The sequence below is a fragment of the Comamonas koreensis genome (assembly GCF_014076495.1).
GTDB classification, from domain to species: Bacteria; Pseudomonadota; Gammaproteobacteria; order Burkholderiales; family Burkholderiaceae_C; genus Comamonas; species Comamonas squillarum.
Genome location: NZ_CP043575.1, coordinates 4,522,592 through 4,534,677, shown reverse-complemented (window position 1 = coordinate 4,534,677; position 12,086 = coordinate 4,522,592). Strand labels below are relative to the sequence as shown.

Annotated in this window: 10 protein-coding genes; 8 read left to right on the top strand and 2 right to left on the bottom strand. The window is 65.0% G+C overall.

All coding sequences use genetic code 11. The features are described 5' to 3' along the window. Nucleotides 1–23: 23 nt before the first annotated feature. Complete coding sequence (locus F0Q04_RS20690) at nt 24–461, bottom strand: tripartite tricarboxylate transporter TctB family protein (RefSeq protein WP_116927784.1); 438 nt, start codon at nt 459–461, stop codon at nt 24–26. A 188-nt stretch (nt 462–649) separates the two neighbouring features. Beyond that, nucleotides 650–1,561 carry a LysR family transcriptional regulator gene (locus F0Q04_RS20685; protein ID WP_116927785.1) on the bottom strand — a complete coding sequence of 304 codons (912 nt, stop codon included), beginning with the start codon at nt 1,559–1,561 and terminating at the stop codon, nt 650–652. 121 nt (nt 1,562–1,682) lie between these two features. Here F0Q04_RS20685 and F0Q04_RS20680 point away from each other — a divergent pair, with 121 nt between their 5' ends. The 8 genes from F0Q04_RS20680 to F0Q04_RS20645 all read left to right on the top strand — a co-directional run bounded on the left by F0Q04_RS20680 (nt 1,683) and on the right by F0Q04_RS20645 (nt 11,716). Further along, the gene (locus tag F0Q04_RS20680) at nt 1,683–3,803 is read left to right on the top strand and encodes a 3-hydroxyacyl-CoA dehydrogenase NAD-binding domain-containing protein (protein WP_116927786.1); all 2,121 of its coding nucleotides are present in this window, start codon (nt 1,683–1,685) and stop codon (nt 3,801–3,803) included. Between the two features lie 166 nt (nt 3,804–3,969). Next, a complete protein-coding gene (locus F0Q04_RS20675) occupies nt 3,970–5,166 on the top strand; it encodes an acetyl-CoA C-acyltransferase (protein WP_182343252.1) in 1,197 nt (398 codons plus the stop codon). Nucleotides 5,167–5,306: 140 nt separating this feature from the next. After that, nucleotides 5,307–6,503: an acyl-CoA dehydrogenase family protein gene (locus F0Q04_RS20670; protein WP_116927788.1), complete on the top strand. Its 1,197-nt coding sequence runs from the start codon at nt 5,307–5,309 to the stop codon at nt 6,501–6,503. 156 nt (nt 6,504–6,659) lie between these two features. Then, on the top strand, nt 6,660–7,817 hold the full coding sequence (locus tag F0Q04_RS20665) for an acyl-CoA dehydrogenase family protein (protein WP_116927789.1): 1,158 nt from the start codon (nt 6,660–6,662) through the stop codon (nt 7,815–7,817). Then, complete coding sequence (locus F0Q04_RS20660; RefSeq protein ID WP_182343250.1) at nt 7,817–8,626, top strand: oxepin-CoA hydrolase, alternative type; 810 nt, start codon at nt 7,817–7,819, stop codon at nt 8,624–8,626. Before F0Q04_RS20665 ends, F0Q04_RS20660 begins: the two co-directional genes overlap by 1 nt. 69 nt (nt 8,627–8,695) lie before the next feature. Next, nucleotides 8,696–9,922: a CaiB/BaiF CoA transferase family protein gene (locus tag F0Q04_RS20655; protein WP_116927791.1), complete on the top strand. Its 1,227-nt coding sequence runs from the start codon at nt 8,696–8,698 to the stop codon at nt 9,920–9,922. 68 nt (nt 9,923–9,990) lie between these two features. Next, a complete protein-coding gene (locus tag F0Q04_RS20650; protein ID WP_116927872.1) occupies nt 9,991–10,740 on the top strand; it encodes an electron transfer flavoprotein subunit beta/FixA family protein in 750 nt (249 codons plus the stop codon). A 43-nt stretch (nt 10,741–10,783) separates the two neighbouring features. Then, nucleotides 10,784–11,716 (top strand): electron transfer flavoprotein subunit alpha/FixB family protein, encoded by a 933-nt coding sequence (locus F0Q04_RS20645; RefSeq protein ID WP_182343248.1) that lies wholly within the window; start codon nt 10,784–10,786, stop codon nt 11,714–11,716. Nucleotides 11,717–12,086 lie beyond the last annotated feature (370 nt).

Here is a 12,086-nt window from a genome sequence, read left to right as displayed (position 1 = left end):
CAGATCCTTCGTCAGTGCCGGGCTCAGGGCCAGATGGGCAGCGTCATGCGCAGGCCAATGGGAAAAATCACGGTGGTCAGGGCCGCGACGGCCAGGCTCACCAGCAAGCGGGTGCGGATGCGCATCTTGGTGGCCAGCAGTGCGACCAGGCTGGCCACCAGCGCGGCCAGCGCCACGCCCAGCGGATAGAGCAGCAGCGCAAAGGCCAGCAGACTGGCCACGGACCAGAACAGGTTGCCCCACTGCAGCGTGATGGGGCTGCCCTGGCGCCAGAAGGCGGGCAGGGCCAGCAGCAGGCCCAGGCCAAACAGCAGCCAGCCCAGCACGACCGGGAAGTAGCCCGGCCCCATGCGATCGGCGCTGCCAAAGTTGTATTCGCGCCCGTACAGCGCAAAGAACAGGCCTGCTGCTGACATCAGCAGGCCGCCGACGATGTCATGGATGTCTCTTGTCATTTTCATTCGGTTCAATCCTGTGTGGTTCCATGCCTGCGCGCAGTGGAGCCAGGATGGGCACACACGCAGGCGCCGCCACCTTAAAGGCGCTTACCTGACGGGAACCTGATTGAAGGGCGCAAGTCGCGCTGGCAGGCGTGCTGCGGGCGACTCGGCGCTGAGCCTTGAAGGGCCGCTGAAACGGGGCCCGACGCTTAGCCCAACGCAGCCAAGCTGCCGGCCTGCTGCGACTGCTCGAGCAAAAAGCTGATCATCGTGCGCACGGCCTTGGTCTGGTGGCGGTTGGGCATCCACAGCAGGTACATGTGGTTGCCAAAAATGCTCAGCCGCCAGTCGCGCAAGGTGGTGACGACCTCGCCGCGCTCGACCTCGGCGCGGATCACATAGTCGGGCACGATGCCCACGCCCAGGCCGGCCATGATGCCCTGGCGCAGAAACGGAAAATGCTCGGAGATGAGGCTGGGCTCGAGCCGGATCTCCTTGCGCAGCTCGCCCTGGTAGGCGCGCACCAGCAGCTGCTGGCCGACCACGCCGCTGGTGATCAGCGGCACATGGCGCAGGTCCTCGGGCTGCTGGGGCAGCATGTTCTGGCCGGCATAGTCGATGCTGGCGCAGGCCACATAGTTCATCTCGCCCATGTGGCGGGCCACCAGGTTGTCCGGTGGCGTGGGCAGCACGCGCACTGCAATGTCCACCTCGTCGCGCACCAGGTTGTCGACCCGGTTCTCAAAGATCACATCGAGCACGATGTCGGGGTAGAGGCGCTTGAAGGCGATCAGCCAGTCGCTCATCACCAGCTGGCCATAGCCGCTGGGCACCGCCAGCCCGACCCGGCCTTGCAGGCCCTTGCCCAGGCTGCGGATGGTCTCGGCGGCGGCGGCCAGCTCGTTGCGGATGCTGCGGCCATGCTCATACAGGCGCAGGCCCACCTCGGTGGGCTCGACCCGGCGCGTGGTGCGGCGCACCAGCTGCACGCCCACCGATTTCTCCAGCTGGCCCAGGTGGTAGCTGACATTGGCGCGGCTCATCTTGAGCTTGGCGGCAGCCCGGCTGAGATTGCCGGAGTCGATGATTTCCACCAGCAGGGTGAGGGCGTTGTGGTCCATGGGGTGTGATTGTCCAAATTCTTTTGACAGTCTGTCAATCCTCTATGTGATTGTCAAATAAGCCTAGTTGCATTGACAATGGTTCGCAACCCGTTTTCGATTGAACAACCAGGAGACATGCATGAGCGCAGAGAACGCTGCGGTGGTGGACATTGCCCGCGAAGGGCAGGTATTGGTCGTCACCATCCAGAACCCCCCCGTCAACGCCTTGAGCCAGGCCGTGCGCCAGGGCCTGGCCGATGCCGTGGCCCAGGCGCGCAGCGATGCGCAGGTCCAGGCCATCTTGCTGGTGGGCAGTGGCAAGGCCTTTATCGCCGGTGCCGATATCCGTGAGTTCGGCAAGCCTGCGATGCCGCCCAGCCTGCCCGATGTGCTGGTGCAGCTGGAAAACAGCGACAAGCTGGTCGTGGCTGCCATCCATGGCCCGGCCCTGGGCGGCGGCCTGGAAGTGGCGCTGTCTTGCCACTACCGCCTGGCGGTCTCCGGCGCCAAGCTGGGCCTGCCCGAAGTGCAGCTGGGCCTGCTGCCCGGCGCCGGTGGCACGCAGCGCACGCCGCGCCTCATTGGCGTCAAGGCTGCGCTCGATCTGATGCTCTCGGGCCGCCACGCCAGTGCCGAAGAAGCGCTGACCATGGGCCTGGTCGACAAGGTCGAGCCCGCAGGCAGCGATGCCCGCACGGCAGGCCTGGCCTACGCCAACGCGCTGCTGGCGCAAAACGCCCCGGTGCGCCGCACCCGCGAAGCGACGGCGCTGGCCGACAAGGCCACCTCGCAGGCCGAGCTCGATGCCGCCAAGGCCGAGTCGGCCAAGAAAAGCCGGGGCCTGTTCTCGCCCGGCAAGATCATCGAATGCGTGCAAGGCGCGCTCGATCTGCCGTTTGAGCAGGGCATGCAAAACGAGCGCAAGCTGTTTGTGCAGTGCCTGGAGAGCCCGCAGCGTGCCGGCCTGATCCACGCGTTCTTTGCCGAGCGTGAAACCGCCAAGATCCCCGAAGCCAAGGCCGCTGCACCGCGCGCCCTGAACAGCATCGGCGTGGTGGGTGGCGGCACGATGGGTGCTGGCATCACCGTGGCGGCACTCGATGCCGGCCTGCCGGTGGTAATGGTCGAGCGCGATGAGGAATCCATCGCCCGGGGCCGCGCCAATGTCGAAAAGGTCTACGACGGCCTGATCGCCAAGGGCCGCATGACCGCTGAGAAAAAGGCCGCCATCATGGCGCGCTACAGCGGCAGCACCGACTACGCCGCGCTCGCCCAGGTGGACCTGGTGATCGAGGCGGTGTTTGAAGAGATGGGCGTCAAGAAGGCGGTGTTTGCCGAGCTGGACAAGGTCTGCAAGAGCGGCGCCGTGATTGCCACCAACACCTCCTACCTGGATATCGATGCGATTGCCGCGAGCATCTCGCGCCCGCAGGATGTCATCGGTCTGCACTTCTTCAGCCCCGCCAACATCATGAAGCTGCTGGAGATCGTCGTGCCCGCCAAGGTGAGCGCCGATGTGGTGGCCACCGCTTTCGAGCTGGCCCGCCGCATGAAGAAGGTGCCCGTGCGCGCCGGTGTCTGCGATGGCTTTATCGGCAACCGCATTCTGGCCGTGTACCGCGAGGCGGCCAACTACCTGCTCGAAGATGGCGCCTCGCCCTACCAGATCGATGAGGCGGTGCGCGAGTTTGGCTACCCCATGGGCCCCTTCCAGGTCGCCGACCTGGCCGGTGGCGACATTGGCTGGGCCACGCGAAAGCGCAAGGCCGCCACGCGCAACCCCCAGGCCCGCTATGTGCAGATTGCCGACCGCATTGCCGAAAAGGGCTGGTTTGGCCAGAAGACCCAGCGCGGTTACTACCTGTACCCGCAAGGCGCACGCGTGGGCGAGCAAGACCCCGAAGTGCTGGCCATTGTGGATGCCGAGCGCCAGCGCGCTGGCGTGACGCCGCGCAGCTTCAGCAATGCCGAGATCATGCGCCGCTACATGGCCGCGATGGTCAACGAAGGCGCCAATGTGGTGCGCGAAGGCATTGCGCTGCGCCCGCTGGATGTGGATGTGACCTTCCTCTACGGCTATGGCTTTCCGCGCTTCCGGGGCGGCCCGATGAAGTGGGCCGACATGGTGGGCCTGGACAAGATCCTCGCCGACATCCGCGAGTTTGCAAAAGAGGACGCGCTGTTCTGGACGCCGTCGCCCCTCTTGGTGGAGTTGGTGGACAAGGGCGAGAACTTCGAGAGCCTGAACAAGGCGGCCTGAGCGCCATCGCGCCCATCCGGCCCTCGGGGCCGGCAGTGCAGCCCGGGGCTTTCGCACAGCCAAACCCCGGGTTGCTACATAAAAAATAGCTGTTAGCGCTTGGGTGACAAGCGCTGGCGGCCGCAAAAATCACAATCAACGGTCGCTCAGACCCAAGGAGACATGCATGCGTGAAGCCGTCATCGTTTCGACAGCGCGTACGCCGCTGGCCAAATCCCACCGTGGGGAGTTCAATGTCACGCCCGGTGCGCAGCTGGCGGCCTTTTCCATCAGCGCAGCGGTGCAGCGCGTCGGCATCGACCCGGCCTTGATCGAAGACGTGGTGCTGGGCTGCGGCTACCCCGAGGGGACGACCGGCCGCAATATCGGCCGCCAGGCAGCGGTGCGTGCCGGCCTGCCCATCAGCGTGGGCGGCACCGTGGTCAACCGTTTTTGCGCCTCGGGTCTGCAGGCGATTGCCTTTGCGGCCGGCCGCATCATCGTTGACGGCGCACCGGCGATGGTGGCTGGCGGGGTCGAGAGCATCTCGCTAATCCGCTCGAGCAACACCAACCCCTCGGATGCCGACCCCTGGCTCGTCGAGCACAAGCCCGACCTCTTCATGGCGATGATCGACACCGCTGATGTGGTCGCCAAGCGCTACGGCATCAGCCGCGAAGACCAGGACGCCTTCTCGCTGCAGAGCCAGCAGCGCACCGCAGCGGCCCAGGCCAATGGCACCTTCGACAACGAGATCGTGCCCTGCGCCACGCGCATGGCCGAGAAGAACAAGGAAACCGGTGAAGTCAGCTACAAGGACGTCACCGCGACCATGGACAACTGCAACCGCCCCACGACCACGCTCGAGGGTCTGGCCAAGCTCGAACCCGTCAAGGGCGCGGGCAACTTTGTCACCGCCGGCAATGCCTCGCAGCTGTCCGATGGCTCGGCCGCCTGCGTGCTGATGGAAGCCAAGGAAGCGGCCAAGCTGGGCCTGGCGCCGCTGGGCGCCTTCCGCGGCCTGGCCATTGCCGGTTGCGAGCCCGACGAGATGGGCATTGGCCCGGTGTTTGCCGTGCCCAAGCTGCTGGCGCGCCACGGCCTGACGGTGCAGGACATCGACCTCTGGGAGCTGAACGAGGCCTTTGCCTCGCAGGCACTGTACTGCCAGCGCAAGCTGGGCATCCCGATGGAGCGCCTCAACGTCAACGGCGGCGCGATCTCCATCGGCCACCCCTTTGGCATGACCGGCGCGCGTTTGACCGGCCACATCCTGCTCGAAGGCCAGCGCCGCAAGGCCCGGGGCGAGAAAGTGAAGTGGGGCGTGGTGACCATGTGTGTGGGCGGCGGCATGGGTGCTGCAGGCCTCTTTGAGATTTTCTGACCCCCTGAGGCGCTGCGCGCCTTCCCCCCGGGGACGCAGCCGCCGCTACGGGGCGGCCCTGGCTGGGCGTCACCCAGATCGCGCAGCGCAGAGTTTGAGATGTGCGGGCCTTGCCCGCCCACGTTAATGAGGAGATAGCCATGGACTTGCAATTCAGTCCCGAAGAAGAAGCGTTCCGCGCCGAAGTGCGTGCGTTTCTGAAAGACAACCTGCCCCAGGACCTGGCCGCCAAGGTCAAGGCCGGCCAGCGCCTGACGCGCTTTGACCAGGAAAACTGGCATGCCATCCTGAACAAAAAGGGCTGGCTGGCCTACCACTGGCCGCAAGAGTTTGGTGGCACGGGCTGGTCGCCGGTGCAGAAGTTCATTTTTGACGACGAGTGCGCACTGGCCGGTGGCCCGCGCCTGGTGCCCTTTGGTTTGTCCATGCTCGGCCCGGTGCTGATCAAGTATGGCAACGAGGCGCAAAAAAGCCACTGGCTGCCACGCATTCTGAATGGCGATGACTGGTGGTGCCAGGGTTACTCCGAGCCCGGCGCTGGCTCCGACCTGGCCTCGCTCAAGACCACGGCCGTGCGCCAGGGCGACCACTACATCGTCAACGGCCAAAAGACCTGGACCACCCAGGGCCAGCACGCCAACATGATGTTCTGCCTGGTGCGCACCAACAAGGAGGTGAAGTCGCAGCAGGGCATCAGCTTCGTGCTGATCGACATGAACCAGCCTGGCGTCGAAGTGCGCCCCATCCGCACCCTGGACGGTGACAAGGAAGTCAACGAAGTCTTTCTGACCGATGTGAAGGTGCCGCTGGACAACCTGGTGGGCGAGGAAAACAAGGGCTGGACCTATGCCAAGTACCTGCTGACCTATGAGCGCACCGGCATTGCCGGCGTGGGTTTTTCGATGGCCGGGCTGGAAAAGCTCAAGGTGATTGCCCAGCGCGTGCAGCGCAACGGCAAGCCGCTGATCGAAGACCCGCAGTTTGCCACCCGCATGGCCAAGGTCGAAATCGAACTGCTGAACATGGCCACCACCAACCTGCGCGTGATCGCCTCGGTCGCGGGCGGCGGTGTGCCGGGCGCCGAGAGCTCGATGCTCAAGATCAAGGGCACTGTCGTGCGCCAGGAGCTGCTGTCGCTGATCCGCCGTGCGATGGGGCCGTACGCGCTGCCCTTTATCGAAGAGGCGCAGTTTGCCGAATACGCCGACGCGCCCGTGGGCCCCAAGGAAGCGGCCACCGCCGCTGCGGCCTATTTCAACTACCGCAAGCTGTCGATCTTCGGCGGCTCGAACGAGATCCAGCGCAACATCATCTCCAAGATGATTCTCGGCCTATGAAATAAGCCACCCCCTGAGGCGCTGCGCGCCTTCCCCCTGGAAGGGGGACGACGCCTATGCTGCGGGGCGGCCCTTGCTGGCGTCTCGCAGCTGTGCCCTGCAGGTTCCAGGCGCTGCGATCTCAGCAAGCGCCATGGTTAGATAAGGAGATTTTTTATGAACTTTCAACTGGATGAAGACCGCCGCATGCTGGCTGATGCGCTGGGCCGCTACCTGAGCGAGCAGTACAGCACCGAGTACCGCAACAAGGCCGCCTATGGCGACCAGGGCTTCAGCGCCGAGACCTATGCCAAGCTGGCCGAACTGGGCGCGATTGGCGCGCTGTTCAAGGAGGCCGATGGCGGCTTTGGCGGCGATGGCGTCGATATCAGCGTGGTGTTCGAGGCACTGGGCACGCACCTGGTGGCAGAGCCGCTGCTGGGCGCCTTGCTGGTGGGCCGCGCGCTGACCGAGGCCGGCAGCGAGGCGCAAAAGGCGCAGCTCGAAGGCATCATCGGCGGCGAGACGATTGCCGCGCTGGCGCATGACGAGCCCGCGAACCACTATGAGCTGAGCCGCGTGGCCACCACTGCCCAAACCCAGGGCGATGGCTGGGTGATCAACGGCAGCAAGGCGGTGGTGCTGTTTGGCGACCAGGCGCAGCTGCTGCTGGTCTCCGCCCGCACGGCAGGCGCCGTGGGCGATGAGGCCGGCATCTCGCTGTTCCTGGTGCCGGGCGATGCCGCAGGCATCAGCAGCCGGGGCTATGGCCGCATCGATGGCGGCCATGCCGCCGAGCTGGTGCTGGCCAACGTCAAGGTCGGTGCCGATGCCTTGCTGGGCACGCTGGGTGAAGGCCATGCGCTGCTCGAACGCATCTGCGGCTTTGGCCTGCTGGCGCTGGCGGCTGAATCGCTGGGCGCGATGGATGTGGCCAAGAACCACACGCTGGAATACCTGCGCACGCGCAAGCAGTTTGGCGTGCCCATTGGCAGCTTTCAGGCGCTGCAGCACCGCATGGCCGATCTGCTGCTCGAAGCCGAGCAGGCGCGCTCGGCCGTCATCAACGCGGCAGCGGCGATTGACAACCCCGACTACCTTGAGCGCGAGAAAGCGCTGTCGGCTGCCAAGTACAGCGTGGGCCAGATTGGCACCTTGATGGCCGAAGAGGCGATCCAGATGCACGGCGGCATTGGCGTGACCTGGGAGCTGCCGCTGGCGCACTACGCCAAGCGCATCATCATGATTGACCACCAGTTGGGCGACATGGACCACCACCTGGCGCGCTACATGGCGTTGCAGGCCCAGGAACGCGCCGCAGCCAAGGCCGCCTGATGACGACCGCCAGCACCGCCACCCCCGCGCTGCTGGCGCGCCGCGAAGGCGGCGTGCTGGTGCTGACCAACAACAACGAGGCGGCGCGCAATGCGCTCTCGCCCGACTTCTACCTGGGCCTGACCGCAGCGCTCAAGGAGGCTGCGACCGACCCGGCCGTGGGCGCGATGGTGCTCACCGGTGCCGGCGGGCATTTTTGCTCGGGCGGTGACCTGCGCCGCATTGCAACGCGCCGGGACCAGCCCGTGGAAAAGCGCCGCGAGCTGCTCGAAGGCCTGCATGACCTGGTGCGTGCACTGCGCGACTGCCCCAAGCCCGTAGTGGCAGCGGTGGAGGGCGCAGCCGCCGGTGCCGGCCTGTCGCTGGCCTTGGCCTGCGACATGCTGGTCGCCGCGCGCAATGCGGCGTTCTCTGTGGCCTATGTGAAGGTGGGGCTGTCGCCCGACGGCGGCGCCACGGCCTTTTTGGCCGAGCACCTGTCGCGCCAGCTGCTGACCGAGCTGTGCCTGACGGGCGACCGGGTCAGCGGCGAGCGCATGCAGCAGCTGGGCCTGGTCAACCGTCTGGCCGAGCCGGGCGACGCGCTGGCGCAGGCCATCGCGCTGGCCGCGCAACTGGCCGATGGCCCCTTGCAAGCCATGGCCAGCATCAAGTCGCTGTGCCGCGCCGCCTATGACAACAGCCTGGAAGCGCAGCTGGACATGGAGGCCGAGTTGATGGTGCAGGCGCAGGCTACACCGGAATCGGCCGAGGGCATTGCCGCGTTTTTGGAAAAGCGCTCCGCCAACTACCTGGCGCTGCGCCGCTGAGATGGATCGAAAAAAGTGACGCCGGGCGGGCCCGTGTTGCGGCCGCCCTGGTGATCCGAGGAGACAAGTATGCGTGAGCAAGAGAACGCCGCGGCCCTGCCGCTGGCGGGTGTCAAGGTCCTGGACCTGTCCCGTGTTTTTGCCGGCCCGCTGTGCGGCCAGGTGCTGGGCGATCTGGGGGCCGAGGTGATCAAGGTCGAGCACCCCAAGCGGGGTGACGACACGCGGGACTGGGGCTTGCGCATTGGCAAGACCGAGACGACTTACTACAACAGCATGAACCGCAACAAGCGGTCCATCACGGTGGACCTGCAAAAGCCCGAAGGGCTGGCGCTGATCCTGGCGCTGCTGCCGCAGTTCGATGTGGTGATCCACAACTTCAAGCATGGTGGCGCCGACAAGCTGGGCCTGGGCTACGAGGCACTGAAGGCCTTGAAGCAGGACATCATCTACTGCAGCGTGACGGGCTATGCCACCGACACCGAGGAGGCGGCCCGCCCGGGCTACGACATCTTGGTGCAGGGCGAGGCCGGCTTGATGGCGATGAACGGCGAGGCCTCGCAGCCGCCGCTGAAGTTTGGCGTGGCCGTCGTGGACCTGATGACCGGCATGAGCGCCGCCCAGGCCGTGCTGGCCGCGCTGTTTGCCCGCGAGCGCACCGGCCAGGGCCGCAAGATCGACATGGCGCTGTTTGACAACGGCGTCAGCATCACCGGCTACTACGGGCTCGATGCGCTGTTCATGGGCAAGGACCCGGAGCGTTTTGGCAATGCCCACCCCTCGATCGTGCCCTATGGCATGTTCGAGGCGGCCGATGGCCCGCTGATCATTGCGGTGGGCAACAATTCGCAGTTCGAGCGCTTCTGCCGCGATGTCATCGAGCGCCCCGACCTGGCCGACAACCCCAAGTACGCGACCAATGTGGAGCGTGCCAAGGACCGCAAGCTCTTGCTGCCGCTGATGATCGAGACGATCCGCAGCTTCCCGCGTGCGCTGCTGATCGAGCGGCTCAATGCCTGCGGCGTGCCATGTGGCGAGGTGCTGGGCCTGCACGAGGCGCTGACCTCCGAGCGCGTGCAGCAAGCCGGCCTGGTGCAGAACATGCCCCATCCGGTGGCCGGCCACACCGCCGTGCTGGCGCCGCCCATCCGCATGGATGGCGAGCGCCTGCCGATTCGCCGCGCGCCGCCCACACTCGGTGAAGGTACACGCGAAGTGCTGCAAAATCTGCTGCGTTTGAGTGATTCGCAACTGCAAGCACTCCAGACGCAAGGCGTGCTGACCTTGCCCGATTGATACCGTGGCCTGCAGGCGGCAAGCGACGCCGCAGCGGGCCCAGAGTTTATTGTTAGAAAGCTGAGACTATGAAAGTACTGGTACCCGTCAAACGCGTGGTGGACTACAACGTCAAGGTGCGCGTCAAGAGCGATGGCTCGGGAGTGGACATTGCGAATGTGAAGATGTCGATGAACCCCTTTGATGAAATCGCGGTGGAAGAGGCCGTGCGTTTGAAGGAAAAGGGCGTGGTCACCGAGATCATCGCAGTGAGCTGCGGCGTGACCCAGTGCCAGGAGACGCTGCGCACGGCGATGGCCATTGGTGCGGACCGCGCCATCCTGGTCGAAACGGCCGAAGAGCTGCAGCCGCTGGCGGTCGCCAAGCTCCTGAAGGCGCTGGTGGACAAGGAGCAGCCGGGCCTCGTGATCTGCGGCAAGCAAGCGATTGACGACGACGCCAACCAGACCGGCCAGATGCTGGCAGCGCTCGCTGATCTGCCCCAGGCCACGTTCGCCTCCAAGGTCGAGGTCGCTGGCGACAAGGTGAGCGTCACGCGCGAAGTGGACGGCGGTCTGGAGACCCTGTCTCTGTCCATGCCCGCTGTCATCACCACCGACCTGCGTCTGAACGAGCCGCGCTACGTCACCTTGCCCAACATCATGAAGGCCAAGAAAAAGCAGCTCGACACCGTCAAGCCCGAAGACCTGGGTGTGGACGTGAGCCCGCGCCTGAAGACCTTGAAGGTGCAGGAACCCGCCAAGCGCGGCGCCGGCGTGAAGGTCCCCGATGTGGCGACCCTGATCGACAAGCTCAAGAACGAAGCCAAAGTCATCTGACCTTGACCCGACACCTGACACATTGAATGGAAAGACGATAGACATGACCGCTCTCGTTATTGCAGAACACGACAACCAAACGATCAAGACCGCCACGCTCAACACCGTCACCGCAGCCCTGGCTTGCGGCGGCGATGTGCATGTGCTGGTAGCGGGCGAAGGGGCAGCAGCCGCAGCCCAGGCCGCAGCCCAGATCGCAGGCGTTGCCAAAGTCATCCTGGCCGATGGCCCGGCGCTGAAAGACGGCCTGGCCGAAAACCTGGCCGCGCAAGTGCTGGCCATTGCCGGCAACTACAGCCACATCCTGGCGCCAGCCACCGCCTCGGGCAAGAACGTGGCGCCACGCGTGGCAGCCAAGCTCGACGTCGCCCAGATCAGCGACATCACCAAGGTGGTGAGCGCCGACACCTTCGAGCGCCCCATCTACGCGGGCAATGCCATTGCCACCGTGCAATCGATCGATGCCACCAAGGTCATCACCGTGCGCGGCACCGGCTTTGATGCCGCAGCGGCCACCGGCGGCTCGGCCGCGGTCGAGAACGCGGCAGCCGTTGCTGACAGCGGCAAGAGCAGCTTTGTGGGCCGCGAAGTGACCAAGAACGACCGCCCGGAACTCACGGCAGCGAAGATCATCGTCTCCGGTGGCCGCGCGCTGGGCAGCGCCGAGAAGTTCAACGAAGTGATGACCCCGCTGGCCGACAAGCTGGGCGCAGCCATTGGCGCGAGCCGCGCAGCGGTGGACGCGGGCTACGCGCCCAACGACCTGCAAGTGGGCCAGACCGGCAAGATCGTCGCGCCCCAGCTGTACGTGGCAGCGGGCATCTCGGGCGCCATCCAGCATTTGGCGGGTATGAAGGACTCCAAGGTGATCGTGGCGATCAACAAGGACGAAGAAGCGCCGATCTTCAGCGTGGCCGACTATGGCCTGGTGGCCGACCTGTTTGAGGCTGTGCCTGAGATGGCGGGCAAGCTCTAAACGCGGATCGACCTCGTCCTAGAACGCGGCCCAGGCCGCGTTTTTTATGCCTGTTCGCCAGCCTGTGTATTTGGTTGTTTATGCAACTTAAAGCCGATATAGGTATTTACACCAGTGTCCCAACCGCGAGACGCAGCCAATTATTTGATTATTGTGTTTGCGGCATCAATTGTAAAAAGTGTGTGGTGATTCGTTGAATCGATACCTAGTAAATTCCCTAGGTGATCGCTGCGGTCTCACCTGCATTCATGCGGTTTGCGCATGGGTCACTAGGGAAAGCGCTAGCGGGCTAGTCGCCGAAAAACCGAGGGCGCGTCTATAGAATTGTTTCGATCCGCATAAAACTGTTATCGCGGTTAGAGGCGGCTGC

Coding starts and splice junctions, on each gene's coding strand:
- F0Q04_RS20690 (WP_116927784.1), bottom strand. CDS start 461: ATGAAAATGACAAGAGACATCCATGACATCGTCGGCGGCCTGCTGATG.
- F0Q04_RS20685 (WP_116927785.1), bottom strand. CDS start 1,561: ATGGACCACAACGCCCTCACCCTGCTGGTGGAAATCATCGACTCCGGC.
- F0Q04_RS20680 (WP_116927786.1), top strand. CDS start 1,683: ATGAGCGCAGAGAACGCTGCGGTGGTGGACATTGCCCGCGAAGGGCAG.
- F0Q04_RS20675 (WP_182343252.1), top strand. CDS start 3,970: ATGCGTGAAGCCGTCATCGTTTCGACAGCGCGTACGCCGCTGGCCAAA.
- F0Q04_RS20670 (WP_116927788.1), top strand. CDS start 5,307: ATGGACTTGCAATTCAGTCCCGAAGAAGAAGCGTTCCGCGCCGAAGTG.
- F0Q04_RS20665 (WP_116927789.1), top strand. CDS start 6,660: ATGAACTTTCAACTGGATGAAGACCGCCGCATGCTGGCTGATGCGCTG.
- F0Q04_RS20660 (WP_182343250.1), top strand. CDS start 7,817: ATGACGACCGCCAGCACCGCCACCCCCGCGCTGCTGGCGCGCCGCGAA.
- F0Q04_RS20655 (WP_116927791.1), top strand. CDS start 8,696: ATGCGTGAGCAAGAGAACGCCGCGGCCCTGCCGCTGGCGGGTGTCAAG.
- F0Q04_RS20650 (WP_116927872.1), top strand. CDS start 9,991: ATGAAAGTACTGGTACCCGTCAAACGCGTGGTGGACTACAACGTCAAG.
- F0Q04_RS20645 (WP_182343248.1), top strand. CDS start 10,784: ATGACCGCTCTCGTTATTGCAGAACACGACAACCAAACGATCAAGACC.